This is a genomic window from Variovorax sp. W1I1 (genome assembly GCF_030815625.1).
Classification (GTDB): Bacteria; Pseudomonadota; Gammaproteobacteria; order Burkholderiales; family Burkholderiaceae_C; genus Variovorax; species Variovorax paradoxus_C.
This window is the reverse complement of the sequence record NZ_JAUSWZ010000001.1, coordinates 6,138,996-6,162,990: the sequence shown is the minus strand read 5'-3', so window position 1 is coordinate 6,162,990 and position 23,995 is coordinate 6,138,996. Positions and strand designations below refer to the sequence as shown.

Annotated in this window: 26 protein-coding genes and 1 riboswitch; of the genes, 18 read left to right on the top strand and 8 right to left on the bottom strand. The window is 67.0% G+C overall.

The genetic code is table 11. The features are described 5' to 3' along the window. Nucleotides 1-36: 36 nt before the first annotated feature. The 7 genes from rpmH to QFZ83_RS28630 all read left to right on the top strand — a co-directional run bounded on the left by rpmH (nucleotide 37) and on the right by QFZ83_RS28630 (nucleotide 5,732). Nucleotides 37-171, top strand: a complete 135-nt coding sequence (rpmH, locus tag QFZ83_RS28660; RefSeq protein ID WP_007834827.1) for a 50S ribosomal protein L34 — start codon at nucleotides 37-39, stop codon at nucleotides 169-171. A gap of 86 nt (nucleotides 172-257) precedes the next feature. Then, complete coding sequence (locus tag QFZ83_RS28655) at nucleotides 258-677, top strand: ribonuclease P protein component (protein WP_307511775.1); 420 nt, start codon at nucleotides 258-260, stop codon at nucleotides 675-677. Then, nucleotides 674-961, top strand: coding sequence for a membrane protein insertion efficiency factor YidD (gene yidD / locus QFZ83_RS28650; protein WP_013544365.1), 288 nt, complete (start codon nucleotides 674-676; stop codon nucleotides 959-961). The genes QFZ83_RS28655 and yidD overlap by 4 nt, the downstream gene beginning before the upstream one ends. Further along, entirely contained in the window at nucleotides 958-2,649 is a 1,692-nt protein-coding gene (gene yidC / locus QFZ83_RS28645) for a membrane protein insertase YidC (RefSeq protein WP_307511772.1), read from the top strand. The genes yidD and yidC overlap by 4 nt, the downstream gene beginning before the upstream one ends. 77 nt (nucleotides 2,650-2,726) lie before the next feature. Next, on the top strand, nucleotides 2,727-4,136 hold the full coding sequence (gene mnmE, locus QFZ83_RS28640) for a tRNA uridine-5-carboxymethylaminomethyl(34) synthesis GTPase MnmE (RefSeq protein WP_307511771.1): 1,410 nt from the start codon (nucleotides 2,727-2,729) through the stop codon (nucleotides 4,134-4,136). Between the two features lie 101 nt (nucleotides 4,137-4,237). Continuing rightward, nucleotides 4,238-4,699: a Crp/Fnr family transcriptional regulator gene (locus QFZ83_RS28635; protein ID WP_013544362.1), complete on the top strand. Its 462-nt coding sequence runs from the start codon at nucleotides 4,238-4,240 to the stop codon at nucleotides 4,697-4,699. Between the two features lie 106 nt (nucleotides 4,700-4,805). After that, the gene (locus tag QFZ83_RS28630) at nucleotides 4,806-5,732 is read left to right on the top strand and encodes a zinc-ribbon domain-containing protein (protein ID WP_307511769.1); all 927 of its coding nucleotides are present in this window, start codon (nucleotides 4,806-4,808) and stop codon (nucleotides 5,730-5,732) included. Between the two features lie 120 nt (nucleotides 5,733-5,852). Here the strand turns inward: QFZ83_RS28630 and QFZ83_RS28625 are convergent, their stop codons facing one another. Continuing rightward, a complete protein-coding gene (locus QFZ83_RS28625) occupies nucleotides 5,853-7,844 on the bottom strand; it encodes a monovalent cation:proton antiporter family protein (protein ID WP_307511768.1) in 1,992 nt (663 codons plus the stop codon). Nucleotides 7,845-7,931: 87 nt separating this feature from the next. Between QFZ83_RS28625 and QFZ83_RS28620 the strand changes: the two genes are divergently transcribed. From QFZ83_RS28620 to QFZ83_RS28605, 4 genes are read left to right on the top strand one after another with little or no spacing between them, the layout of a single operon-like run. Then, nucleotides 7,932-8,933, top strand: coding sequence for an SIS domain-containing protein (locus tag QFZ83_RS28620; protein ID WP_306881326.1), 1,002 nt, complete (start codon nucleotides 7,932-7,934; stop codon nucleotides 8,931-8,933). Then, entirely contained in the window at nucleotides 8,933-9,481 is a 549-nt protein-coding gene (locus QFZ83_RS28615) for an HAD family hydrolase (protein ID WP_013544358.1), read from the top strand. The genes QFZ83_RS28620 and QFZ83_RS28615 overlap by 1 nt, the downstream gene beginning before the upstream one ends. Continuing rightward, entirely contained in the window at nucleotides 9,478-10,131 is a 654-nt protein-coding gene (lptC, locus tag QFZ83_RS28610) for an LPS export ABC transporter periplasmic protein LptC (RefSeq protein ID WP_306881325.1), read from the top strand. The genes QFZ83_RS28615 and lptC overlap by 4 nt, the downstream gene beginning before the upstream one ends. Before the next feature lie 24 nt (nucleotides 10,132-10,155). Then, on the top strand, nucleotides 10,156-10,944 hold the full coding sequence (locus QFZ83_RS28605) for an SDR family oxidoreductase (protein WP_307511767.1): 789 nt from the start codon (nucleotides 10,156-10,158) through the stop codon (nucleotides 10,942-10,944). A 68-nt stretch (nucleotides 10,945-11,012) separates the two neighbouring features. Here the strand turns inward: QFZ83_RS28605 and QFZ83_RS28600 are convergent, their stop codons facing one another. Next, nucleotides 11,013-11,579, bottom strand: coding sequence for an RNA-binding protein (locus QFZ83_RS28600; RefSeq protein WP_307511765.1), 567 nt, complete (start codon nucleotides 11,577-11,579; stop codon nucleotides 11,013-11,015). A gap of 260 nt (nucleotides 11,580-11,839) precedes the next feature. Next, nucleotides 11,840-12,017, top strand: a riboswitch (yybP-ykoY riboswitch). Between the two features lie 17 nt (nucleotides 12,018-12,034). Between QFZ83_RS28600 and QFZ83_RS28595 the strand changes: the two genes are divergently transcribed. The 4 genes from QFZ83_RS28595 (at nucleotide 12,035) to QFZ83_RS28580 (ending at nucleotide 15,071) form a co-directional block, all read left to right on the top strand. Further along, on the top strand, nucleotides 12,035-12,598 hold the full coding sequence (locus tag QFZ83_RS28595) for a TMEM165/GDT1 family protein (protein ID WP_013544354.1): 564 nt from the start codon (nucleotides 12,035-12,037) through the stop codon (nucleotides 12,596-12,598). A 121-nt stretch (nucleotides 12,599-12,719) separates the two neighbouring features. Further along, entirely contained in the window at nucleotides 12,720-13,877 is a 1,158-nt protein-coding gene (locus QFZ83_RS28590) for a homoserine O-acetyltransferase (protein ID WP_307511763.1), read from the top strand. Beyond that, nucleotides 13,874-14,461 (top strand): methionine biosynthesis protein MetW, encoded by a 588-nt coding sequence (metW, locus tag QFZ83_RS28585; protein WP_176661142.1) that lies wholly within the window; start codon nucleotides 13,874-13,876, stop codon nucleotides 14,459-14,461. The genes QFZ83_RS28590 and metW overlap by 4 nt, the downstream gene beginning before the upstream one ends. A gap of 22 nt (nucleotides 14,462-14,483) precedes the next feature. Continuing rightward, entirely contained in the window at nucleotides 14,484-15,071 is a 588-nt protein-coding gene (locus QFZ83_RS28580; RefSeq protein WP_307511759.1) for a YigZ family protein, read from the top strand. Here the strand turns inward: QFZ83_RS28580 and QFZ83_RS28575 are convergent. Continuing rightward, entirely contained in the window at nucleotides 15,016-15,939 is a 924-nt protein-coding gene (locus QFZ83_RS28575) for an ion transporter (RefSeq protein WP_307511758.1), read from the bottom strand. The genes QFZ83_RS28580 and QFZ83_RS28575 overlap by 56 nt on opposite strands. A 134-nt stretch (nucleotides 15,940-16,073) precedes the next feature. Between QFZ83_RS28575 and QFZ83_RS28570 the strand changes: the two genes are divergently transcribed. Then, the gene (locus QFZ83_RS28570; protein WP_307511757.1) at nucleotides 16,074-16,595 is read left to right on the top strand and encodes a polymer-forming cytoskeletal protein; all 522 of its coding nucleotides are present in this window, start codon (nucleotides 16,074-16,076) and stop codon (nucleotides 16,593-16,595) included. On the opposite strand, the gene QFZ83_RS28565 is transcribed toward QFZ83_RS28570, so the two are convergent. Next, the gene (locus QFZ83_RS28565) at nucleotides 16,592-17,386 is read right to left on the bottom strand and encodes a DUF72 domain-containing protein (RefSeq protein WP_307511756.1); all 795 of its coding nucleotides are present in this window, start codon (nucleotides 17,384-17,386) and stop codon (nucleotides 16,592-16,594) included. The two genes, QFZ83_RS28570 and QFZ83_RS28565, sit on opposite strands and share 4 nt — an antisense overlap. A gap of 90 nt (nucleotides 17,387-17,476) precedes the next feature. Between QFZ83_RS28565 and QFZ83_RS28560 the strand changes: the two genes are divergently transcribed. Together QFZ83_RS28560 and QFZ83_RS28555 are read left to right on the top strand one after the other, a co-directional pair. Next, a complete protein-coding gene (locus QFZ83_RS28560) occupies nucleotides 17,477-18,988 on the top strand; it encodes a M20 family metallopeptidase (RefSeq protein WP_307511755.1) in 1,512 nt (503 codons plus the stop codon). A gap of 73 nt (nucleotides 18,989-19,061) precedes the next feature. Then, a complete protein-coding gene (locus tag QFZ83_RS28555; protein ID WP_307511754.1) occupies nucleotides 19,062-19,940 on the top strand; it encodes an alpha/beta hydrolase in 879 nt (292 codons plus the stop codon). Here the strand turns inward: QFZ83_RS28555 and QFZ83_RS28550 are convergent. The 4 genes from QFZ83_RS28550 to QFZ83_RS28535 all read right to left on the bottom strand — a co-directional run bounded on the left by QFZ83_RS28550 (nucleotide 19,926) and on the right by QFZ83_RS28535 (nucleotide 23,937). Further along, on the bottom strand, nucleotides 19,926-21,095 hold the full coding sequence (locus QFZ83_RS28550) for an MFS transporter (RefSeq protein WP_307511753.1): 1,170 nt from the start codon (nucleotides 21,093-21,095) through the stop codon (nucleotides 19,926-19,928). The two genes, QFZ83_RS28555 and QFZ83_RS28550, sit on opposite strands and share 15 nt — an antisense overlap. Nucleotides 21,096-21,184: 89 nt before the next feature. Then, nucleotides 21,185-21,646, bottom strand: a complete 462-nt coding sequence (locus tag QFZ83_RS28545; protein WP_198785438.1) for a YidB family protein — start codon at nucleotides 21,644-21,646, stop codon at nucleotides 21,185-21,187. Nucleotides 21,647-21,744: 98 nt separating this feature from the next. Continuing rightward, nucleotides 21,745-23,100: a M20/M25/M40 family metallo-hydrolase gene (locus tag QFZ83_RS28540; RefSeq protein WP_307511751.1), complete on the bottom strand. Its 1,356-nt coding sequence runs from the start codon at nucleotides 23,098-23,100 to the stop codon at nucleotides 21,745-21,747. 96 nt (nucleotides 23,101-23,196) lie between these two features. After that, complete coding sequence (locus QFZ83_RS28535; RefSeq protein WP_307511749.1) at nucleotides 23,197-23,937, bottom strand: 16S rRNA (uracil(1498)-N(3))-methyltransferase; 741 nt, start codon at nucleotides 23,935-23,937, stop codon at nucleotides 23,197-23,199. Between the last annotated feature and the right edge of the window lie 58 nt (nucleotides 23,938-23,995).

The window sequence follows — 23,995 nt, the reverse complement described above, 5'->3', positions numbered from 1 at the left end:
TTTTCGCATGCGGAAATCAGGGAATCAGGAACCATCATGAAACGCACATACCAAGCATCCAAAGTCCGCCGCGCCCGTACCCACGGCTTTCTGGTCCGCATGAAGACCCGCGGCGGCCGTGCCGTCATCAACGCACGCCGCGCCAAGGGCCGCAAGCGCCTGGCCGTCTGACGGCAACTCACCTGCCGTTGCCAGCAGCCGACCCGCCAGCGCCAGCTCCCTCAGCTAGCGCACACGGCGTGTCAGGCTCGGTTTCCATGCAGCGGCTCAAGACCCGCGCGCAATTCCAGGCCGTCCTCGCAGGTGCCACCGTGGCGCGCACTGCTCATTTCGCATTGCATCGCTGTGCGCTCGATCTCGCATCGAGCGCGGCTCCGCTGTTCGCGTCTGACGATGTCTGGCTGGGCGCCATGGTGCCCAAGCGCTGGGCGCGCCGTGCCGTCACGCGCAATGCCATCAAGCGCCAGATCTACACCGTGAGCGCCGCACCCGACGTCGCCCTGCCCCGTGCTGCGCACGTGGTGCGGCTGCGGGCGGGTTTCGACCGCAAGGAATTCGTGAGCGCGTCCTCGGACAAGCTCAAGGGCGCCGTGCGCGCCGAACTCCAGCAGTTGCTGGCGCGCGCCGCGCGTTCGCCCGCACCGGCACCTGCACCTTCTTCCCCCTCCTCCTCATGAAACGCCTGCTGATCGGCCTCGTGAAGGGCTACCGCCTGCTGCTGAGCCCCTGGCTCGGCCAGTCGTGCCGCTTCACGCCGACCTGCTCGGTGTATTCGATCGAGGCGCTGGAAGTGCACGGCGCGCTCAAGGGCAGCTACCTCACTCTGCACCGCATCGCGCGCTGCCAGCCCTGGTGCCAGGGCGGCCACGATCCGGTTCCACCGAAATCACCGTGTCGCACTGACAAGTCAGGCTCGCTGTTTTCGTCTCTTCTCTCCTCCGACAAGAAGTCTTCGTCATGAACGATATCCGCCGCACGATCCTGTGGGTGATTTTTGGGTTCTCGCTGGTGTTGCTGTGGGACCAATGGCAGGTCTTCAACGGCAACAAGCCGACCTTCCTGCCGTCGAGCAAGCCCGCTGCTGTTGCCACCGCTCCGGCTGGCACCACGCCCGCGGCCAGCAATGGCGTGCCGACGGCATCCGGTACCAGCGGCAACGCGGGCGCTGTGCCCACGCAGGCTGCGGCCGCCGCGCCCCGCGAGCAGGTCGTCGTGACCACCGACCTGTTCAAGGCCACGATCGACAGCGAAGGCGGCACGGTCAACCACCTCGAACTGCAGAAGTACGACGAAGCCGACCGCACCAAGCGCGTCGTGCTGTTCGAAAACGGCTCGCCCGCCACCCGCTACGTGGCGCAGACCGGCCTGCTGAATACGATCGATACCGGTGACCGCTTCCCCAACCACCTGACGCCGATGACGCCGAAGGCCGGCCCGCGCGAAATGGCCGACGGCCAGAACACGCTGGAAGTGAGCTTCGAAAGCGCCCCAGTCGGCGGCCTCAAGTACACCAAGACCTACGTGTTCCACCGCGGCGACTACGCCATCGGCGTGCGCCACGAAGTCGCCAACGTGAGCGACCAGCCGCGCGACGCGCAGCTCTACATGCAGCTCCTGCGCCACGGCACGGTGGCCGCCGGCACGATGTTCGGCACCAACACCTTCACCGGTCCCGCCGCGTACACCAACGAGAAGAAGTTCCACAAGCTCGACTTCAAGGACATCGCCAAGGGCAAGATCGAACCGCCGCCGCCCGCCAACGACGGCTGGATCGCGATGGTGCAGCACTACTTCGCGTCGGCCTGGCTGCTCAAGGGCGACCCCGCCAGCGAGCAACTGCGCCGCGAATTCCGCGTGAAGGACCTGGGCGACAACCTCTTCACCGTCGCCATGGTGGCCACGCTGCCGAAGATCGCTCCGGGCGCGACGCAGACCGTGAACAGCGTGCTGTTCGCCGGTCCCGAAGAAGAACGGAAGCTCGAAGCCATCGCCCCCGGCCTGGACCTGGTGAAGGACTACGGCATCTTCGCGATCATCTCCAAGCCGCTGTATTGGCTGCTCACGCAACTGCACGGCATCCTGGGCAACTGGGGCTGGGCGATCGTGGCACTGGTGGTGCTGCTGAAGGCGGCTTTCTACTGGCTCAACGCCAAGGCCTACGCCAGCATGGCCAAGATGAAGGCCATCAACCCCAAGATCATGGAAATGCGCGAGCGGCTCAAAGACAAGCCGCAAGAAATGCAGCAAGAGATGATGCGGATCTACAAGACCGAGAAGGTCAATCCGATGGGCGGCTGCTTCCCGATCGTGATCCAGATCCCGGTGTTCATCGCGCTCTACTGGGTGCTGCTGTCGTCGGTCGAAATGCGCCACGCACCGTGGATCGGCTGGATCACCGACCTCTCGGCACCGGACCCCTGGTACATCCTGCCGGTCGTGATGACGGCCACGTCGCTGTTCCAGACCTGGCTCAACCCGACGCCGCCCGATCCGATGCAAGCCAAGCTGATGTGGATCATGCCGCTCGCGTTCAGCGTGATGTTCATCTTCTTCCCGGCCGGCCTGGTGCTGTACTGGATCACGAACAACGTGCTGTCGATCGCGCAGCAGTGGTTCATCAACAAGCGGCTGGGCGTGCTGGGCAAGTAAGCCGCACCACCACCGTGACCGCAAAGGGCCGCATCCGCGGCCCTTTTCCTTTTTGCTGAAAGAATCGCGCTCTTGCCATGACCTTCGCCCGCACCACCGATCCCATCGTCGCCATCGCCACCGCCTCGGGGCGCGGGGCGGTGGGCATCGTGCGGGTGTCCGGCGCGCGGCTGGCGCCGCTGATCGAGGCGATCTGCGGGCGAGCGCTCAAGCCGCGCGAGGCGACGTACCTGCCGTTCCGGGATGCCGACGACGAGCCGGTCGATCACGGGCTGGCGATCCACTTTCCTTCGCCGAACTCCTTCACCGGCGAAGACGTGCTGGAGCTGCAGGCCCACGGCGGCACGGTCGTGCTGCAACTGCTGCTGGCGCGTTGCCTCGAAGCGGCGGCGGAAGCCGATCCGGTCACCGGGCGCCCGCGCCTCCCGGGCCTGCGCGTGGCGGAGCCGGGTGAATTCAGTCAGCGTGCTTTTCTCAACGGCAAGATCGATCTGGCGCAAGCCGAAGCGATCGCCGACCTGATCGACGCCAGCACCGAGGCGGCCGCACGCAGCGCGGGGCGTTCGCTGTCGGGCGCGTTCTCGCGCGAGATCCACACGCTGCGCGATGCGCTGATCCACCTGCGGATGCTGGTCGAGGCAACGCTCGACTTTCCAGAGGAAGAAATCGACTTCCTGCAGAAGGCCGATGCCACAGGGCAACTCGCCAGGCTGCAGACGCAACTCGCCGCCGTTCAGCAGCGCGCCAAACAGGGCGCCCTGCTGCGCGAAGGCATCAAGGTCGTCATTGCGGGCCAGCCGAATGCGGGCAAGAGTTCGCTGCTCAATGCACTGGCCGGCGCCGAGCTGGCCATCGTGAGCGCGGTGGCGGGCACTACGCGCGACGTGGTCTCGCAGACGATCCAGATCCACGGCGTGCCGCTGCACGTGGCCGACACCGCGGGCCTGCGCGAAAGCAGCGACGAGGTCGAGCGGATCGGCGTGGCGCGCGCCTGGGGCCAGATCGAAAGCGCCGATGCCGTGCTGTTCCTGCACGACCTGACGCGCGCCGCCCAGCCGGACTACGCCGCCGCCGATGCCGAGATCCTGCGCGGGCTCCAGGGCAAGCTGCCCGCGAGCGTGCCGGTGCTCGATGTCTGGAACAAGCAGGACGCCGCGCCGACTGCCGCCCCGGCCGAAGGCATCGCGCTGTCCGCGAAGACCGGTCTCGGTATCGAGGCTTTGCGCGAACAATTGCTGGCGATGGCCGGCTGGCAGTCGGTGCCCGAAGGCGTCTACCTCGCACGGGCGCGCCATGTGCAGGCATTGGGCAAGGTCGAGACGCACCTGGCTCTGGCCGCGAGCCACCTGGCGGCCCAGGCCCAGTTGCTCGACCTGCTGGCCGAGGAGCTGCGCCTGGCGCAGAACGCGCTCAACGAGATCACCGGGGAGTTCGGCGCCGACGATCTGCTGGGTGTCATCTTTTCGCGTTTCTGTATCGGGAAATAGCGACACATGGCAACGCGTCGCCCGGTGAAACGTAAACACTTGTAGCCGAAAGTCGCGGCCTTCGCGGATACTTCAACCCACATGCGGGGGCCGAAGAAAAAATGTCCATCCAGAACCTGAGCCGCGCCATCGCGGAAAACACGAGCACCGACGCTTTTGCGTTGACGTTCACCGTCCAGCAATGGGACACGGTGGCCGGTTACCTGCAGCCCATCGACACCGGCGTGGGCGACGTGCTCATCGAGCAGAACACGCCCGACCGCTCCGTGTTCTTCGTCGAGAGCGGCGCCATCAGCGTGCACCGCGTCAGCAGCAAGGAACAGATGCGCCTGGCCGTGCTCTCGCCGGGTTCGGTGGTGGGTGAAGGTGCTTTCTTCTCGCGCCAACCGCACGCGGCCAACGTGGTCGTGACCGGCGCGGGACGCGTCTGGCGCCTCACGGCGATCCGCTTTGCGGAAATGTCGAACCGTCAGCCGAACATGGCGCTGGAGATCGCGATGGCGCTCGGCGCCGTGATCGCCAAGCGCATGGCGCACCGCACCAAGCGTGTGGCGGTGACCTGAGAGGCTGAGGCGTCTTCGGTGCCCGGCAAAGCCCGAGCCCAGATCCGCAGGCCGCATCCGCAGCAAGTTCTTGTTTTCGATCCCGAGAGTAGTCAGTAAGTAAGCCATGGCCTCGATCTGTCCGGTCTGCAGCACGGAAAACCGCGAGAGCGCGAATTTCTGCAAGAGCTGTGGCACGACGCTGTCCGCAACGGCCAGCCGTATTCCTCCTCCCCCCAGTCCGGACAGCCAGGCCGACCGCGAATGGGCCACCACCGCGCCCGCCCAGTTGCGGGCTCCGACGATTCCAGCGCCGCTGTTCGATCTGCCCGAGCCTGCGCCGTCCTCGCGCAGCTTTTTCGGCAGGGCACCCGCTGCTGCGCCGGGGGATGAGCGCACTGTGATCCTCGCGCCCGGCCAGCCGGCCGCGTCGGCATCGTCCTCCCGCAGCGAGCGGTCCGAGCGGAAGCGCTCGCGGGTCAAGGTGCCCCGGCCGCCCGAGCCCCCCGAACCGCCGCTGCGCCGACGCGGCCTCGCGCTGTGGCTGGGTCTGCTGGCGCTCGCGGTGGTGATGGTCGTTGCGGGCTGGTATGGCTACGGCAGCCGCAAGACGGCCGAGCCGGTCGAAATTCCGCCGCCGCCCGTTGCTGCGCCCGCACCGGCGCCGGTCGTCGCCGCACCGCCAGCCGCCGAACCTCCGCCTGCCGAGCCTGCTGTGATACCGGAGACGCCGGCCGCAGAGGCGCCCGCAGCAGAAGCGACGCTCGCTGTGCCCAAGCCGGCTGCCAAGCCACGCAAGCAGGCGACCGTTGTGCCCCAGGCCGCAGCCCCGGAAGCGCCAGCGCCTGCTGCGCCAGCGGCACCGCCGCCACCGGCCCCCGCCGCGCCTTCCGAGCCGCAGGCTCTGTGCGGCGACCGCAACTTCATCGCCAAGGCCCAGTGCATGGCGACGCAGTGCCTCAAGCCCGAGTTCAAGGCCCACGCGCAGTGCGAAGCGGTGCGGCGCCAGCAGCGCATCGAAGAAGAAAAGCGCAACCCCACTCTGGTCAATTAGCTCGGGCACTGAGTTCGCTCCCGGGCTGATCGGCATTCCGTGCCGCTTCGCCTACTCCCTACCGGGGGTAATACCTGAGGCTTGGCGAAGCCGGTTCCTCGGTGTTCCTGAAGAGAGACGTCAGCCTTTTTGGAGGCGCTCGATCGCGATGGCCAGGGCCGTGGGTTTGCCTGACAGCACCAGCGTGTCGCCATCCGTCAGCACGGTCTCGCCGGTGGGCACGCGGGCCTGGCCGTCCTGGCGGCGCAGGGTGGCGACGCGCACGCCCAGCGTGTCCAGCGCCAGCTGCTCCAGGGTGTGGCCGATGGCGCGGGCGCCGGGGGTCAGGGTGAAGCTGTTGAGCCGCTCGTGGTCGATCTCGTCGGCGTTGTCGTCGTCGGCGCCGTGGAAATAGCCGCGCAGCAGGTTGTAGCGCGCGTCGCGTTGGTCCTGCACCACGCGGATCACGCGCCGCATCGGCACGCCGACCAGCGCCAGCGCATGGCTCGCGAGCATCAGCGAGCCTTCGATGGCCTCTGGCACCACCTCGGTCGCGCCTGCCGCCTGCAGCTTCTCAAGATCGTGATCGTCCTGCGTGCGCACGATCACCGGCACATGGGCTGCGTGGGCGCGCGTATTGGCCAGCACCTTCATCGCGCCGGGCACGTCGAGGTACGTGACGACCACCGCGCTGGCGCGGGCGAGGCCCGCGGCCATCAGCGCCTGCAGCCGCGCCGCGTCGCCGAACACCACCGAGTCGCCGGCGGCGGCGGCCTGGCGCACGCGGTCGGGGTCGAGGTCCAGCGCCATGTACGGAATGCCCTCGCGCTCCAGGATGCGCGCGAGGTTCTGGCCGCAGCGCCCGTAGCCGCAGATGATCACGTGCCGGGCGGTGTTGATGGTCTTGCGCGCGATGCTCGTCATCTGCAGCGACTGCTGGAGCCAGTCGCTGGCCACCAGCTTTCGTACGATGGCGTTGCTGTACATGATGATGAACGGGGTCGCAAGCATCGACAGCACCATCGAGGCCAGCACCGGGTTCGCTAGCCAGGGCGGCAGCAGGCTCTTGTCCTGCGCGAGCGTCAGCAGCACGAAGCCGAACTCGCCGGCCTGCGCAAGATAAAGACCGGTGCGCAGCGACACGCCCGAAGTCGCGCCCAGCACTCGCGCCAGCAGCGTCACCAGCGCCAGCTTGAAGAACAGCGGCACCAGCAGCAGCACGCCCACCAGCAGCCAGCGGTCGACCACGATGTGCCAGTCGAGCGACATGCCCACGGTGATGAAGAAGAGTCCCAGCAGCACGTCGTGGAACGGGCGGATGTCGGTTTCGACCTGGTGCTTGTATTCGGTTTCCGACACCAGCATGCCGGCGATGAAGGCACCCAGCGCGAGGCTGAGGCCGGCCAGCTCGGTCAGCCAGGCCAGGCCCAACGTGATCAGCAGCACGTTCAGGATGAAGAGCTCTTCGCTGCGTCGCCGCGCGACGAGCGTGAGCCACCAGCGCATCACGCGCGGGCCGCCGTAGAGCAGGAGGCCGATCAGGAAGGTAGCCTTCAACAATGCGAAGCCGAGCGCCTTGGCCAGCGCCTCGGGCGGTGCGCCGAGCGCGGGAATCAGCACCAGCAGCGGCACCACGGCCAAGTCCTGGAACAGCAGCACGCCCATCACGCGCCTGCCGTGCTCGCTCTCGAGCTCGAGCCGCTCGGCCATCAGCTTGACCACGATGGCGGTGCTGCTCATGGTGAGCGCGCCCGACAGCGCCAGCGCCGTCTGCCAGCCCAGGCGCCAGGCCGGCGGCAGCTGCGTGGCGATGACGAGGGCGCCGGCCGTGGCGATGGCCATGGTGAGCAGCACTTGCAGCAGGCCCAGCCCGAACACATGTTTGCGCATCGCCCGCAGCTTGGGCAGGCTGAACTCAAGCCCGATCACGAACATGAGGAACACCACGCCGAATTCGCCCAGGTGCCGGATGCCCTCGGTCTCTGTGCTTCCCGTCAATGCCAACGCGTGCGGTCCGATCAGCACGCCCGCCGAGAGATAGCCCAGCATCGGCGGCAGCTTGAGCGACCGGCAGACCACCACGCCGATCACCGCGGCCAGCAGGTACAACAGCGTGAGATCGAAGGAAGACATGGGCGCCGATGCTAGAGCAATGTCCGTGCCCCGGGCTTCCCCGGGACAACCCGCCAGTCGACTCTGGCCCGCCCGTAAAATCGGCCGATGAGTTCCCGCCCAGCCCCGGCCCCCGTGGTCGACCCCGAAGCCATCCTCGCTCGGGCACGCCTGACCTTCGACATCGAAGCCGAAGCCGTCCTCGGTCTGAAGACCCGCGTCGGTCCCAGCTTCGTCGACGCCGTGCGCAAGATCCTCGACGTGCGCGGCCGCGTGGTCGTGATGGGCATGGGCAAGAGCGGCCATGTCGGCCGCAAGATCGCCGCCACCCTCGCCTCCACCGGCACGCCCGCGATGTTCGTGCACCCGGCCGAGGCCAGCCACGGCGACCTCGGAATGATCAAGTCGGTCGACCTGGTGCTGGCGATTTCCAACAGCGGCGAGGTCGAGGAACTGACCGTGATCCTGCCCGTGGTCAAGCGCCAGGGCGTGCCGCTGATCGCGATCACCGGCCGCGCCGATTCGACGCTCGGGCGCCATGCTGACATCACGCTCGACGCGGGCGTCTCCAAGGAAGCCTGCCCCCTCAACCTCGCCCCCACCGCGAGCACCACCGCCCAGATGGCGATGGGCGATGCGCTGGCCGTGGCGCTGCTCGATGCGCGCGGTTTCGGGTCGGAGGATTTCGCGCGTTCGCATCCCGGTGGCGCGTTGGGCCGCAAGCTCCTGACCCACGTGAGCGACGTGATGCGCTCGGACGCCGACGTGCCGCGCGTCGCGCCCACCGCCACCTTGAGCGAGCTGATGCGAGAGATGAGCTCCAAGGGGCTCGGCGCCACCGCCGTGGTCGATGCCGAAGGCCGCGCGATAGGCATCTTCACCGACGGCGATCTGCGCCGGAAGGTCGAGACCGGCGCCGACCTGCGCGCGCTCACGGCCGCCGACGTCATGCACCGCGGCCCCCGCACGCTGCGCGCCGACGCGCTGGCTGTCGAGGCGGCCGACCTGATGGAAAACCACCGCATCACCAGCGTGCTGGTGGTCGACGCGGCGGGCCTCTTGATCGGCGCGCTGAGCATCAACGACCTGATGCGCGCGAAAGTCATCTGATGCCGCTCGCGTTCCAGGCCGAAACATTGCTTGCCGCTCAGGATGTCCGCATCGTCTTCTTCGACATCGACGGCGTGCTGACCGACGGCGGCGTCTACTTCACCGAACACGGCGAAACGCTCAAGCGATTCAGCATCCTGGACGGCTACGGCCTCAAGCTGCTGAAGCTGGCGGGCATCGTGCCGGCCGTGATCACCGGGCGCGATTCCAAGCCGCTGCGCGTGCGGCTCGAGGCGCTCGGCATCGAGCACGTGCGCTACGGCACCGAAGACAAATTGCCCGCGGCCGAAGCCATGCTCGAGCAACTCGGCTTTACTTGGGCGCAGGCCGCGGCCATCGGCGACGACTGGCCCGACCTGCCGGTGCTCACGCGCGTGGGCTTTGCCGCGGCGCCGGCCAACGCGCACGTCGAGGTGCGCGGCATTGCGCGCTACGTCACCCAGGCGCGCGGCGGTGAAGGTGCGGCGCGCGAATTCTGCGACCTGCTGCTCACGGCCTGCGGCCAGTACCGGCACCTGCTCGACGCCGCGCGAGGCCCGAACCCATGAACAACCTGAAAAGCGCATGGGGCCGGGTGCGCGACGTGCTCGACCGCGCAACGATCTATCTGCCGATCATCCTGACGGCGGCCGTGGCGCTCGGCACCTACTGGCTGGTGCGCAACGCGCCCAAGCTGCTGGAGCCCACCGCCAAGGCGGCGCCCACGCACGAGCCCGACTACTTCATGCGCGACTTCGTGATCAAGAACTTCCTGCCCAACGGAGACCTCCGCAGCGAACTGCACGGCAAGGAAGGCCGGCACTACCCGGACACCGACACGGTCGAGGTCGACGAGGTGAACATGCGTTCGGTCTCGCCGCAGGGCTACACCACGCGCTCGACGGCCAATCGAGGGATCTCGAATTCGGACGGCAGCGAGATCCAGTTGTTCGGCAACGCAGTCGTCATTCGCGATCCTTCGGTGGGTGCGAACGGCAAGCCGACGCCGCGCCTGGAGTTCCGCGGCGAATTCCTGCATGCCTTCCTCGACACTGAGCGAGTGACGTCGAACAAGCCGGTCACGCTGATCCGCGGCACCGACCAGTTCACCGCCGACAACCTCGACTACGACAACCTGAGCGGCGTCGCCAACCTGACCGGCCGGGTGCGCGGGCTGCTGGTGCCGTCGGCCGCCGCCCCGGGCGGCAAGCCGCGCTGAAGAACAAAAGAAAAAACTTCACGCATGAACACTCCGTCGTCCCCGCTGGTCTTCATCACCGGCGCATCGAGCGGCATCGGCCAGGCGCTGGCGGCGAGTTTCTACGACGCGGGCTATCGCCTCGCGCTGGTTGCACGGCGTACCGGAGAGATCGAAGCCTGGGCAGCGGGGCGCCAGCTGGACGCGAGCCGTTTTCAGATCTACAGCGCCGACGTGGCGCAGACAGACAGCATCGTGGCCGCCGGCACCGCCTGCATCGAACGCCAGGGCCTGCCCGACGTGGTGATCGCCAATGCCGGCATCAGCGTCGGCATCGACACGACGGAGCGCGAAGACATCGAGGTGATGACGCGGACCTTCGCGACCAACAACGTCGGCTTGATGGCCACCTTCCATCCGTTCGTGGCGGCGATGCGGCAGCGCGGCAGCGGGCGGCTGGTCGGCATCGCGAGCGTCGCGGCCATCCGCGGACTGCCGGGGCACGGGGCTTACTGCGCGAGCAAGGCCGGTGTCGTCGCCTACTGCGAAAGCCTGCGCGGCGAGCTGCATAAGAGCGGCGTCAAGGTCGTCACGCTCTGCCCGGGCTATATCGACACGCCGCTCACGCAGGGCAACCGCTACGGCATGCCTTTTCTCATGAAGGCAGAGGACTTTGCCGACCAGGCGCTGCGCGCCATCGAGGCCGGCACGAGCTATCGCGTGATTCCGTGGCAGATGGGCGTGATCGCCAAGATCATGCGCATGCTGCCGAACGCCCTGCTCGATCGCGCCGTGCAAGGCCGCGAGCGCAAGAAGCGCAGCGGCGAAAGCTGAAGCCAGGCTCGGCGATTCCTCAATGAAAAAGGCTCCCGAAGGAGCCTTTGTCTTTATGTGCGCAGGGTTCAGTAGCCGCTGTTGCCACCGCCGCCGTAGCCGCCACCACCGCCGGAGCGACCACCGCCGCCACCGCCACGAGGGCCTGCGCCGTAGGGGCTGCGGAAACCGCCATCACCACCACCGCCGCCGCCACCGCTGCGGCCACCACCGCCGCCGTAGCCGCCACCACCGGAACGGCCACCACCGCCACCGCTGCGATCGCCGCCGCCACCACCACCGTAGCCGCCACCACCACCGCCGCCGCCGTAGCCTCCGCCACCACCGCCGCCATAACCACCACCGCCGCCGCCGTAGCCGCCACCACCGCTGCGCGGGGGACGTGCTTCCATCGGACGTGCTTCGTTGACGACGACGCTGCGGCCGCCCAGGGGTTGGCCGTTCATGCCGTTGATGGCAGCTTGCGCTTCGGCGTCACTGCCCATCTCGACGAAGCCGAAGCCCTTCGAGCGACCGGTGTCGCGTTCCATCATGACTTTGGCGCTGGTCACTGCGCCGAACTGCCCGAATGCCTGTTCGAGATCACCGTCGCGCACCGAGTAAGGCAGGTTGCCGACGTACAGTTTGTTGCCCATCGAGGGACTCCTATAAACACATCAAGAAAAGCGATGGAGTCCCGAAAGCATCACTCAAACGAGAGCCGTCGAGTCGCGCGAAACTGACCGATCACCGAACTACCCCCCGACCAAAATGAAGAGGGAGGCTCGTGCATTATGGGTGAAATATTCAAAAAGCAAGCGAGAAATTGCTTCTTGGAGTAGCACTTGTCAAAAGCTTGGAAAGCTAGCGCACGCTTACCGAGCGGAATGAGGCGATTGGCGCTACAGGTAGAATCCGCCCCGTCATTGGGGAGTAGCCGCCTTCCGTTTTCGAGAAGGGCCCGCGTCAACAGACTTGTCCTGCCCCACACAGGACATGGCGCGTGCAGTGAACACACCTGGCGAGACCTTTGACCGTGCAACTTCGGGAATATGGCCGAAGGTGTTGCACGGTCAATTGCGTCCTTCGGCCCAAGGAACCCACGTTCATCATGGAAGCTTTTCTCGTAGCAACGGGCGTTGTCGCGCTCGCGGAAATGGGCGACAAGACTCAACTCCTGGCCCTTCTTCTCGCGGCCCGTTTCAGGAAACCCTGGCCGATCGTCCTCGGCATCTTTGCCGCCACCATCGTCAACCATGCCCTGGCGGGCGCCGTCGGCAACTACATCACGCGCTGGCTCGGCCCCGAGGTGCTGCGCTGGATTCTTGGCGGCTCGTTCATCGCGATGGCCGTCTGGATGCTGATTCCCGACAAGCTCGACGACGACGATGCCCCCGGCGCCTCGCATTTCGGCGTCTTCGGAACCACGCTGATTGCCTTCTTCCTCGCCGAGATGGGCGACAAGACCCAGATCGCCACCGTCATGCTTGCCGCCCGCTTCACGCAGGATTACTTCTGGGTCGTCACCGGCACCACGCTCGGGATGATGCTGGCCAATGCGCCGGTGGTGTGGCTGGGCGAAAAGATCGTGCGACGCGTACCGATCAAGCTGGTGCACGGTATTTCGGCGGCGATCTTCCTGGTGCTGGGCATCGTGATGATCGTCGGCTGGTAATTCGATGGGGCGATATACTGCCCCCCGCGCCGATTTGCTACAGCTTGCGGGCGCTTTATAAATTCAGCTAAAGACGGCACCGGAACCCGGCTCGTTTTTGGCGAGGCCGGGTTTTTCATTCATGTCGTCACCTCCTTTGGTCGTCAGTCCGCAGTCGATGCAGTTCGCAGGTCCGCTGGCGCTGCGCAGCGGCGCATCGATCAGCGACTACACGCTCGCCTACGAAACCTACGGCACCCTCAATGCCGACCGCAGCAACGCGGTGCTTGTGTGCCACGCGCTCAACGCCTCGCACCACGTCGCGGGCGTCTACGAAGGCCAGGCCCGCTCCGAAGGTTGGTGGGACAACATGGTCGGCCCCGGAAAGCCGGTCGACACCGACCGCTTCTTCGTGATCGGCGTCAACAACCTCGGCTCCTGCTTCGGCTCGACCGGCCCGATGCACGTCAACCCCGCCACCGGCCGCGTCTATGGCGCCGACTTCCCGGTGGTCACCGTCGAAGACTGGGTCGATGCGCAAGCCGTGCTGCTCGATGCTTTGGGCATCAAGACGCTCGCCGCCGTGATGGGCGGCAGCCTCGGCGGCATGCAGGCGCTGTCGTGGACGCTGCAGTACCCCGACCGCGTGCGCCACGCCGTGGTGGTAGCCAGTGCGCCCAACCTCACGGCCGAGAACATTGCCTTCAATGAAGTCGCGCGTCGCGCCATCGTGACCGACCCCGACTTCCACGGCGGCCACTTCTACGAACATGGCGTGATCCCCAAGCGGGGCCTGCGCATCGCGCGGATGATCGGCCACATCACGTACCTGAGCGACGACGTGATGAACGAGAAGTTCGGGCGCATCCTGCGCAGCGCCGTCGAAGGCGAGGCGGCGGGGCTCGACTACCGCTATTCCACGCAGGACGTCGAGTTCCAGATCGAGAGCTACCTGCGCTACCAGGGCGACAAGTTCAGCGAGTACTTCGATGCCAACACCTACCTGCTGATCACCCGCGCGCTCGACTACTTCGACCCCGCGCGCAGCCACGGCGGCCAACTCAGCACCGCGCTCGCGAAGGCCACGGCCAAGTTCCTGCTCGTGAGCTTCAAGACCGACTGGCGCTTCTCGCCCGCTCGCAGCCGCGAGCTCGTGAAGGCGCTGCTCGACAACCGCCGCAACGTGAGCTACGCCGAGATCGACGCGCCGCATGGCCACGACGCCTTCCTGCTCGACGACGTGCGCTACATCGGCGTGGTGCGCTCGTACTTCGAACGCGTCGCCAAGGAACTCCAATGAGCGACCTCGACAACCAGAAATTGATCGCCGCCCTCGTGCCCGAAGGTTCGCGCGTGCTCGACCTCGGCTGCGGCGACGGCGCCCTGCTCGACCTCTTGCAGCGCGAGCGCGGCTGTACCGGCTACGGCGTGGAGATCGCCGACGGCAACGTGCTGCAGTGCATCCGCCGCGGCGTCGACGTGATCCAGCTGAACCTCGACGAAGGTCTCGCGATGTTCGACGACGCCTCCTTCGACGTCGTGCTGCAGATCGACACCTTGCAGCACCTGCGCAATGCCGAGGTGATGCTGCGCGAAACCGCGCGCGTCGGCCGCATCGGCATCGTGGCCTTCCCCAATTTCGCGCACTGGCCCAACCGCCTGAGCGTGGCGCGCGGCCGCATGCCGGTGACGCGCCGCCTGCCCTACCAGTGGTACGACACGCCCAACATCCGCGTGGGCACCTTCAAGGACTTCGAGGTGCTGGCCGGCAAGAACAACCTGCGCGTGCTCGATGCCTTCGGCCTGCAAGATGGGCGCGACGTGCGCTGGCTGCCCAACGCGCGCGCCAGCACCGCGGTTTTCAAGTTCGAGCGGGGCGGCTGAACACCGCGCCGGAGCGCACCGGATGAGCTTCACGCTGGCGCAACCGGTTCACAGCGAACTGGTCATCAAGAAGAGCCGGTTCATCGGCTGCGTGCAGCCGGTGGCGGACCGCGCGGCCGCATTGACCGTTGTTGCCTCGCTGCGCGCCGAGCACCCCGCGGCCGCGCATGTGTGCTGGGCGTTGATGGCCGGCGGGCAATCGGCCGCCAACGACGACGGCGAACCCGGCGGCACGGCCGGGCGGCCCATGCTGGAAGTGCTGCGCCATCAACAGATCGAGGGCTCGCTTGCGACCGTGGTGCGCTATTTCGGCGGCGTGAAGCTCGGCGCAGGCGGTCTCGTGCGCGCGTACACCGACGCCATCGCGCAGGCCCTGCTCGGCGCCGCGCTCGTGCCGCTGGTACGCCAGCGCAGCCTGCGTTGTGCCGTGCCCTATGCGCTCGAAGGACTGGTGCGGCGCGAGTTGGCGGCTGTCGGCGCGGTGCTCGAAGCCGTGCAGCATGCCGACGATGTGCTCTTCGCCTTCACGCTTCCCGAACCCGAGGCGAATGCCTTCATCGCCCGCCTCGACGATGCTGCGCAAGGGCGCGTCGTCTGGCAGCCGGCGTAAGCCGCCGCGGCGGTACGGCGGGCGGCGGCGTCATCGCGAGGATGCCGCGTCCGGTCAGCGGCACGGCTTCATCGTCGGGTCCGCGGCGCGCCATTTCGGCGGTCACGATGCCGGTGGGCACGGCCAGCACGCCCCAGCCCAGCAGCATCATCACCGAGGCGATCGCGCGGCCCAGGTCGGTCTTGGGCACGAGGTCGCCGAAGCCCACGGTGGCCATCGTCGAGATGGCCCAGTAGATCGCCACCGGAATGCTCGTGAACCCGTGCACCGGGCCTTCGACCACGTACATCAGCGTGCCCATCACCAGCACCACGAGCATCACGAAGCCGACGAACACGGTGATCTTCCGGCGGCTCGCCGCGACGGCCGACACCAGCGCGCGGTACTCCGCCGAATAGCGCGACAGCTTGAAGATCCGGAACACGCGCAGGAGCCGCAGGATGCGCACGTCGATCAGATAGGCGAACTCCGGCGCGAGCGCCACGAGAAAGGTCGGCAGCAGCGCGAGGAGATCGATCACGCCATAGAAGCTGGTGGCATAGCGCAGGGGCTGCTTCACGCAGGCCAGCCGCCCGATGTACTCAAGCGTGAAGAGGCCGGTGAAGACCCATTCGAGCACGCCGAACACATGGCCTGCGCGCAGATGGATCGCCTGCACGCTGTCGAGGATCACCACCGCCACGCTGGTCACGATCACGGCGATCAGGATCAGGTCGAACAAACGGCCCAGCCGCGATTCGGATTCGAAGATCACCGAGAACAGCGCGCGCTGCCAGCCTCCGTCGGGCTTGCCGAAGCGGGCGTCGCCGGCCAGGTCAGCGATCGAAGGGGCGGGGGATGCGGCGGTGCTTTGCAAGGGGGTCGTCATCTTCCGTTGTTTCGGGTCTACTGGAGCGCCATTGTCGAGGCGGGTGGTTTTATCCGGTTACGCCTCTTGCGCAATGAAGTGCGGTAAGCCGTAAGTGCGTTCTTACGATAGTCCCTTTCTTGAGGAGCTCCCCATTGGCTACACAGTCCCCCTTCTTCGGCAAGCGCGATCGTGACACCGACTCGTTGACATCCCGCCCCGCACCGCTCGTCGGTTCGGGCACCAATCTGTCGGGCACGCCCGTCAATCCCTCCTCGTTGACCGCGCAGCAAGGCGGCCTCGCCGCCGCAGCGGCAGCCCCCGTCGCCAAGGAAGGCGGCAGCAAACTCACCGTCGGCCCGAACATCAAGCTCAAGGGCGTCGAGATCACCGATTGCGACACGCTTGTGGTCGAAGGCCTGGTCGAAGCGACCATGGACTCGCGCCTGATGCAGATCGCCGAACAGGGCGAGTTCAAGGGCTCGGCCGAAATAGACATCGCCGAAATCCGCGGCGTCTTCGACGGCAACCTCACGGTACGCGAGAAGCTCGTCATTCACTCGACCGGCAAGGTCACCGGCAAGATCCGCTACGGCAAGATCGTGATCGAGGAAGGCGGCCAGCTGTCCGGCGAGATCAGCTTCGGCGCCAAGCCTGCCCTGCAAGCGGCAGCCTAAGCCCCCACGGGGGGCTCCCACCCCAAGCGCTCCAGCAAAGCACCGGCCGCGGCCGGTGCTCTTTCTTTGGCGCCATTGATGAAGTAGACGAACACGTCCCGCTTCTTCGGCGATTCGGTCCAGCCTTGCGCACGCTCGGCCCAGGTATCGAGCGCCTTCGGTCCATACCCCGTCTTGAGCTTCGCGTCGGCCATCATGAGCCGCGCATAGGCGACGTCGCCCTCGGGCTCCTCGAACGACGGAAACTTGTCCGCGTCGGTGAACACGGTCGAGACCTTGTGCTTCTTGGCGAGCGCCTTGTAGGCGGGTGTGATGAAGCTCTCGTGCCGCACGTCCATCACGTGGCGCAGCACGCGGCTGCCTTCCTTCTTCGGCAGCAATTCGAGAAATGCCTCGAAGTCTTCCGCATCGAACTGCTTGGTCGGCATGAACTGCCAGACGATCGGCCCGAGCTTGTCGCCGAGTTCGGCAACGCCGCTGTCGATGAAGCGCTGGATCGATTCGCCCGCGGTTGCCAGCACCTTGCGGTTGGTGGTGAAGCGGGAGGCCTTCATCGAAAACATGAAGTCTTCCGGCGTGTCGTCATGCCACTTGCGGAAGGTCTCGGGCTTGAAGGTGCTGTAGTAGGTGCCGTTGATCTCGATGGCGCTCACGTGGCGGCTCGCGTAGTTCAACTCCTTGGCCTGCGCGAGGCCCTTGGGATAGAAGTTGTCGCGCCAGGGTTCGTAGGTCCAGCCGCCGATGCCGACCTTGATGTTCGTCTTGCTCCGAGTCGATGTTGCCTTGCTCACATTGCGCTCCGGGTTGAGATCGCCCGCACTCTACGCGCGGTCGCCGCGAGGCGCAAAATGCGATTTTTCGTCCCCGCGGAGAACCCACCGATGAACGCCCCCCTGTACCGCGAAATGCCTGCCGGCACGCTCGACGCGACGCGCGCCCTCTCCGATGTCACCGCCCAGTGGGATGGCGACATCGTCAAGCAGCTCACCGACTACATCGCCATTCCGGCCAAGTCGCCCGGCTTCGACAAGGACTGGTCGGCCAATGGCTACCTGGAGACCGTGCTGCGCAACGCGGCCGCCTGGGTCGAGGCCCAGAAGGTCGAAGGCCTGAAGCTGGAGATCGTTCGCCTCGAAGGCCGCACCCCGGTGCTGTTCTTCGAAGTGCCGGCCACCGGTACCGACATGGGCGAAACCGTGCTGATGTACGGCCACCTGGACAAGCAACCCGAATTCACCGGCTGGCGCAACGACCTCGGCCCCTGGACGCCCAAGTACGAGAACGGCCTGCTCTACGGTCGCGGCGGCGCCGACGACGGCTACGCGGTGTACGCGAGCGTCGCTGCGCTGCAGGCGCTCAAGGCCCAGGGCGTGGCGCATCCGCGCATCGTCGGCCTGATCGAGACCTGCGAGGAAAGCGGCTCCTACGACCTGCTGCCGTACGTCGACGCGCTGCGTCCGCGTCTGGGCAATGTCGAGCTGGTGATCTGCCTGGATTCCGGCGCCGGCAACTACGACCAGCTGTGGCTCACCACCTCGCTGCGCGGCATGGCCAGCGGCACGCTCAAGGTCGAGGTGCTGACCGAAGGCATCCACTCGGGCGACGCATCCGGCCTCGTGCCCTCGAGCTTCCGCATCATGCGGCAGGTGCTCGACCGCCTCGAGGACAGCGCCACCGGCCGCCTGCTGCCCGCGAGCTTCCATTGCGAAGTGCCGGCCGACCGACTCGCGCAGGCCAAGGCCACCGCCGCGATCCTCGGCGAAGAGGTCTACAAGCGCTTTCCGTGGGCGCACTACGACTGCGGCGGCTCGACGATGTTCGCGCTGCCCACCACCACCGACCCGGTGGAGGCGCTGCTCAACCGCACCTGGAAGCCCACGCTGTCGGTCACAGGCGCCGAAGGCTTTCCGGCGCTGAAGGACGCGGGCAACGTGCTGCGTCCGTACACCGCCTTCAAGCTCTCGCTGCGCCTGCCGCCGCTGGTCGATGCGGCCGAGACGGTGCAGAAGCTCAAGGCGCTGCTCGAAGACAACGCGCCCTACCAGGCGCGCGTCACCTTCGAGAGCAACGGCGGCGCCACCGGCTGGAACGCGCCGACGATCACGCCGTGGTTCGAGGACGCGCTCAACAAGGCCTCGCAGGCGCACTTCGGCGCGTCCTGCGGCTACATCGGCCAGGGCGGCACGATCCCGTTGATGAACATGCTGAGCGCCGGCTTCCCGAAGGCGCAGATGATGGTCTGCGGCGTGCTCGGCCCGAAGAGCAATGCCCACGGGCCCAACGAGTTCCTGCATGTGCCCTACGCCAAGAAGCTGACGGCCGCCGTGGCCGAGGTGATCGCCGCCCTGCCGGTCGCGCACCGCGCCGCCGCTGCGGAGCCGGTGAGCGCTTGAGCGCTGCGCCGGGCCGCCCCCAGCGAGCTCGCTCCCGCTTGGCGGGAAGGCGCGCAGCGCCAAGGGTGCACCAATGACCGACGCGCTGCCGTTGCCACGGCGCGTGCCGCTGTCCACGCCGGACGGCGAGACGCTAGCGCTGCGCCGGTTGCCCGTTGCCGGAACGCCGCGCGCAGTGGTGGTCGTGGTGCACGGATTGGGTGAGCATGCGGGGCGCTATCACGGGCTCGCGAAGCGGCTCCACGAATGGGGCTTCGCGGTCTGGGCGCATGACCATTTCGGCCATGGCGAATCCTCCGGCGCGCGCGGCGGATTGCCGAGCGAGCTGCGGTTGGTCGACGACCTCGCGCTGGTGATCGACGATGCGCGCCGCGAAAACCCCGGCGTGCCGATCGTGTTGCTGGGGCACAGCCTTGGCGGATTGGTCGCGGCGAGCCTGGTGGCACGCGGCGTGCGGCCTGTCGATGGCTTGGTGCTCTCGTCGCCGGGGCTCGATCCGGGCCTGAGCGGATTCCAGAAAGCGCTGCTTGCGGTGCTGCCGCGCATCGCGCCGAACCTGCGCGTGGGCAACGGGCTTGACGACAACTTTCTTTCGCACGACCGCGCTGTCGTGCAGGCTTACCGCGACGATCCGCTCACGCACGATCGCATCGGCAGCCGGCTCGCGCGTTTCCTCGCCTACGAAGGCGCCACGGTGCAGCAGGCGGCGGCGCGATGGCCCGTCTCCACGTTGCTGATCTATGCGGGCGACGACCGGCTCGTGAGGCCCGAGGCGAGCCGTGCATTTGCAGCGGCCGCCGCGCTCAGCGGCAAGGTCGAAGCGCAGTGCTTCGAGACCCTGTACCACGAGATATTCAACGAGCTGGACGCCGAGCCCGTGTTCGCCGCGCTGCAGCGCTGGCTCGACAAGCGGTTCCCGGCGAACGGGTCGAACGCGTCAGACCGCGGCTGAGCGCCGCCGCCTCTGCGCCAGCCACAGCAGCGCCGCGCCCGTGAGCACCACCGGCACCAGCGAGCCGTAGTTCAACAGCTGCCAGCCTTGCGTCGTGACCAGCACGCCCGAGGCGAACGAGGTCAGCGCCAGCGTCGCGAACACGCAGAAGTTGAGCGCGCCCTGGGCCCGGTCGCGCTCCTCGGCCGTGTAGGCGGTGAGCGAAAGCGTTGTGCTCCCGGTGAACAAAAAATTCCAGCCCACGCCCAGCAGGCACAGCGCCACGAGGAAGTGGTGCAGTTCGACCCCCGACAGGGCGACGGCGATGCAGCCCAAGTTGAGCGCGAGCCCCACGCCCATCACGGGCAGCGCGCCGAAGCGGCGGATCAGGTGGCCGGTGAAGAAGCCCGGCGCGAACATGCCGATCACGTGCCATTCGAGCACCAGCGCGGCGTCGGAAAACGGCAGGCTGCAGATCTGCATCGCGATCGGCGTGGCGGCCATCAGCAGGTTCATCACGCCGAAGCCGAGCGCGCCCGCGGCCGCGGCCACGATGAACACCGGCTGCCGCATGATTTCGGAGAGTGGCCGTCCGCCCAGAGCCTGCTGGCGGGTCAGCGGGGCGGGGAAGTCGATGAAGCGCATCACCGCCATCGAGAGCAGCGCCACCGCCGCGAGCGCAATGTAGGCGCCGGCGAAAGGCACGGCGAAGAGCTCGCGCGTGGCGGAGGCCAGGTTGGGGCCCGCCACCGCGCCGATCAGCCCACCGGCCATCACCAGCGACACCGCCTTCTCGCGCCATTCCGGCGCCGCAAGCTCGGCGGCTGCAAAGCGGTAGAGATTGGCGTTGGCGTTGTAGTAGCCGGCTACCACCGTTGCGAAGCACAGCAGCCAGAAGTTCTTCGTCATCGCCGCGTATGCGCACAACAGCGCCGAGCACAGCGCCACGGCCAGCCCGATCTGGAACGAACCGCGACGGCCGAAGCGCTGCTGCGTGCGCGCCACCAGCCCGGTGGTGAGCGCACCGCCGACCACATAGCCCATCACCGGCAGCGTCGCCATCCAGCCGCGCGGCGCGATGCCCAGACCCACCAACCCGTTGATGGCGATGAAGGTGACGTTGTTGGTCAGGAAGAGGCCCTGACAGATGGCCAGGAGCCAGAGGTTGCGGTTCATGGCGAGGGTTCTACGGGATTCATTGCCTTGGCGCCAGCCAAAAAAAAGCGCCCTCGCGGGCGCCGGAAATCTTGATGAGGCAGGCCTCGTCAGGACTGCTTGCCTTGCAGCAAGCCGCTGAGCGAACCCAGCAGATCGTCGTGGTTGCCCAGACCTTGGTCCGGCACCTTGCCATGGGGCGTGAGCTGGTCGATGAGCGCCGGCAGCATGGTGGCGAGCATGGGCAGCAGCGTTTGCGCGTTGATGCCGAGCTTGGCTGCAATGTTCGCGATGGTGTCGCCACCGAGTGCGTTTTGCAGCTGGTCGCCCGAGACCGGCTGGTTGTCCCCCTTGCCGATCCACGAGCCGATGACATCGCCCATGCCGGCCTGCTCGAACTTGGAAACCAGACCGCCCAGGCCGCCTTGACCGCCGTTGTTGGCGAGCAGGCCACCCAGTGCGCCGGCCAGGCCGCCGAGATCTCCCAATCCCCCGATGCCTCCGCCTTGTGGTTGCTGCTGTTGGCCAGCGCCTCCGAGCACTTGACCGAGTACTGAATCGAGCAATCCCATGGCGTTTCCTTGGTGTGTGACAGAACCGACGCATTTTCCGTGCGACGGACCGCAAGCCGTAAGTGGAGTCCCACTTTTGGAACTTGCAACGTGACAAATTACTTGATGCGTGCCGGGCGTTTGGGCAGCAATGCGGGGGTCACCCCTTGCACGCCGACGAGTCCGAGCACAGTCACCAGCGAATTCTGCGCGCCTTTCCATGCATCTGTCACGTCGATCGACTCGCTCAACGCATGGGAGCCGGAGGACTTGCCGCCGCCCCCGATGATGATGGCCGGGATGCCCAACGAGATCGGCACGTTGGCATCGGTGCTGCCGCCGCGCAGCAGCGTCTTCTGGCCGAAGGCGGTGTTCGAGCGCGTGGCTGCCTCCACGATCACCGAGTCGGTCGGGGTGCGGCCGCCGGGCCGGTCGCCGATCAGTTTGTGGCTCGCGCTTAGCGTCGTCACGTTCCAGCGCTTGTTCTCCTCTACCACCGCTTCGTCGATGGCCGCGAGGATTTTTTTCTCGGTCTCCAGCAGCGAGGCCATGTCGTCCGAGCGGATGTCGATGGCCATGCGCGCATCGGGCGCGATGGTGTTGACCGAGGTGCCGCCGCCCACCGTGCCGACGGTGAAGGTGGTCTTGGGGAAGCTCGGTGTGCGCACGTCGGCGATCTTGGCGATCGCGCGGCCCATGCCGTGGATCGCGCTGGGCACCTGCCCGAATGCGCCGAAGCTGTGGCCGCCCGGGCCCTTGAAGGTGACCTCGTAGCGATGGCTCGCGGTGCCGAGCACCAGCACGTGACCGTCCGGCGAGGGCTCCAGCCCGACCATGCCATCGATGTCGAGGTGGTCGCGAAAGATCGCCTTGATGCCGCGCAGGTTGCCCAGTTCTTCCTCGCCGACGTTGCCGACGATGAGCAGGTCGCCCGCCGTCTGCACCTTGTTGTCGTTGAGCGCCTTGAGCCACGACAGCAGCACCGTGAGCCCGCGCGTGTCGTCCCCGATGCCAGGCGCATGGAGCCGGCCGTCGCGCTCCTTCACCTTCACATCGGTGCCGGCGGGAAAGACCGTGTCCAGGTGCGCGGAGATCAACAGCTTTGGGCCGTTGCCCACGCCCTTGCGCAGGCCGACCACGTTGCCTTCGGCATCGATCTTCGCGTCGGTGAGGCCCAGGGCCTTCATGCGTGCGAGGAAAGCCTCGGCGCGCTTCTGTTCCTTGAATGGAGGCGCTTCGATCTCGGTCAGCATCTTCAGGTCCTCGACCGCTCGCTCGTGGTCGGCCTTGACCGCGTCCAGCAGCTTCTGGATCGTGGGCGATGCCATCAGCTGGGTGTAGGTCCGGTCGACTTCAGGGCTGACCTGCGCCGGCGTGGGCGCGACGGCGTTGCTCTGGGCGTGGACGCCATGCGCGGCGCACAGCGCGGCCAGAACAAGAGAGGCGAGAGGCGCGGGACGGAGCGAACGGGACATGGGCGGAAGGTCCTTCTTTGTCGTGATGAATGGGTAATGAGGTACCCATTCTTCCGCAGCCTTTCCGCGCGCGCGTCGCGGAAAACACCCACCTTCTCAGGCGCCGCCGAGAGACACCAGAGCCGCGAGCGCGGCGGTTTCGGCACGCAGCACGCGCAGCCCGAGCGTGACCGGCGCGAAGCCGCGCGCGATGGCTTCCTGCTCCTCGGCGGCGCTGAGACCGCCTTCGGGGCCGCTCAGCACGCGCACATCGCGGTTGTCGGGGGCGTGTGCCGCAGCGGCTGTGGCAATGCCTTGCGTGCCCTCGGCCAAGCTCAGCACGAAGCGGGCTGCGGCGCTATCGTCCCGCTGCGCGTCGATCCATCCCGAATTGCCCGAGAACGACCGCACCGGATGAATCACCGGCACGCGATTGCGGCCGCATTGCTCGCACGCCGCGATGGCAATCGCCTCCCAGTGCGCCCGCTTCTTCTCGGCGCGCTCGCCCGAAAGACGCAGCACGCCATGCGCCGTGGCCAATGGCTGGATGCTCGCGACGCCCAGTTCCGTGGCTTTCTCGACCAGCCAGTCCATGCGCTCGTTGGCCGGCATGCCGACGGCCAGGTGCACCGCGCGCGTCGCCTCGCGCTCGACCGGGTGGTGGGCACCGACCGTCACCGAGACGTCGCTGCGGCCCATGCGCTCGATCGTGGCCTCGTATTCGCCGCCCGCGCCATCGAACAGGGTCAGCGCATCGCCGGGCTGCATCCGCAGCACCTGCACGTGGCGCGCAGCACCGGGCGGCAGCGCGAAAGCGGTGCCGGCGCTCAGTGGCACGGAACAGTGGAAACGGGGCATGCTATGAAATAAGAAGCAAGAGATGCAGCCGTGGTGCGGGCATCCCAAGCGGTTTTTG

Bases quoted from the DNA above. Each gene is read 5' to 3' on its own strand.
- rpmH (WP_007834827.1), top strand. From the start codon at position 37: ATGAAACGCACATACCAAGCATCCAAAGTCCGCCGCGCCCGTACCCAC.
- QFZ83_RS28655 (WP_307511775.1), top strand. From the start codon at position 258: ATGCAGCGGCTCAAGACCCGCGCGCAATTCCAGGCCGTCCTCGCAGGT.
- yidD (WP_013544365.1), top strand. From the start codon at position 674: ATGAAACGCCTGCTGATCGGCCTCGTGAAGGGCTACCGCCTGCTGCTG.
- yidC (WP_307511772.1), top strand. From the start codon at position 958: ATGAACGATATCCGCCGCACGATCCTGTGGGTGATTTTTGGGTTCTCG.
- mnmE (WP_307511771.1), top strand. From the start codon at position 2,727: ATGACCTTCGCCCGCACCACCGATCCCATCGTCGCCATCGCCACCGCC.
- QFZ83_RS28635 (WP_013544362.1), top strand. From the start codon at position 4,238: ATGTCCATCCAGAACCTGAGCCGCGCCATCGCGGAAAACACGAGCACC.
- QFZ83_RS28630 (WP_307511769.1), top strand. From the start codon at position 4,806: ATGGCCTCGATCTGTCCGGTCTGCAGCACGGAAAACCGCGAGAGCGCG.
- QFZ83_RS28625 (WP_307511768.1), bottom strand. From the start codon at position 7,844: ATGTCTTCCTTCGATCTCACGCTGTTGTACCTGCTGGCCGCGGTGATC.
- QFZ83_RS28620 (WP_306881326.1), top strand. From the start codon at position 7,932: ATGAGTTCCCGCCCAGCCCCGGCCCCCGTGGTCGACCCCGAAGCCATC.
- QFZ83_RS28615 (WP_013544358.1), top strand. From the start codon at position 8,933: ATGCCGCTCGCGTTCCAGGCCGAAACATTGCTTGCCGCTCAGGATGTC.
- lptC (WP_306881325.1), top strand. From the start codon at position 9,478: ATGAACAACCTGAAAAGCGCATGGGGCCGGGTGCGCGACGTGCTCGAC.
- QFZ83_RS28605 (WP_307511767.1), top strand. From the start codon at position 10,156: ATGAACACTCCGTCGTCCCCGCTGGTCTTCATCACCGGCGCATCGAGC.
- QFZ83_RS28600 (WP_307511765.1), bottom strand. From the start codon at position 11,579: ATGGGCAACAAACTGTACGTCGGCAACCTGCCTTACTCGGTGCGCGAC.
- QFZ83_RS28595 (WP_013544354.1), top strand. From the start codon at position 12,035: ATGGAAGCTTTTCTCGTAGCAACGGGCGTTGTCGCGCTCGCGGAAATG.
- QFZ83_RS28590 (WP_307511763.1), top strand. From the start codon at position 12,720: ATGTCGTCACCTCCTTTGGTCGTCAGTCCGCAGTCGATGCAGTTCGCA.
- metW (WP_176661142.1), top strand. From the start codon at position 13,874: ATGAGCGACCTCGACAACCAGAAATTGATCGCCGCCCTCGTGCCCGAA.
- QFZ83_RS28580 (WP_307511759.1), top strand. From the start codon at position 14,484: ATGAGCTTCACGCTGGCGCAACCGGTTCACAGCGAACTGGTCATCAAG.
- QFZ83_RS28575 (WP_307511758.1), bottom strand. From the start codon at position 15,939: ATGACGACCCCCTTGCAAAGCACCGCCGCATCCCCCGCCCCTTCGATC.
- QFZ83_RS28560 (WP_307511755.1), top strand. From the start codon at position 17,477: ATGAACGCCCCCCTGTACCGCGAAATGCCTGCCGGCACGCTCGACGCG.
- QFZ83_RS28555 (WP_307511754.1), top strand. From the start codon at position 19,062: ATGACCGACGCGCTGCCGTTGCCACGGCGCGTGCCGCTGTCCACGCCG.
- QFZ83_RS28550 (WP_307511753.1), bottom strand. From the start codon at position 21,095: ATGAACCGCAACCTCTGGCTCCTGGCCATCTGTCAGGGCCTCTTCCTG.
- QFZ83_RS28545 (WP_198785438.1), bottom strand. From the start codon at position 21,646: ATGGGATTGCTCGATTCAGTACTCGGTCAAGTGCTCGGAGGCGCTGGC.
- QFZ83_RS28540 (WP_307511751.1), bottom strand. From the start codon at position 23,100: ATGTCCCGTTCGCTCCGTCCCGCGCCTCTCGCCTCTCTTGTTCTGGCC.
- QFZ83_RS28535 (WP_307511749.1), bottom strand. From the start codon at position 23,937: ATGCCCCGTTTCCACTGTTCCGTGCCACTGAGCGCCGGCACCGCTTTC.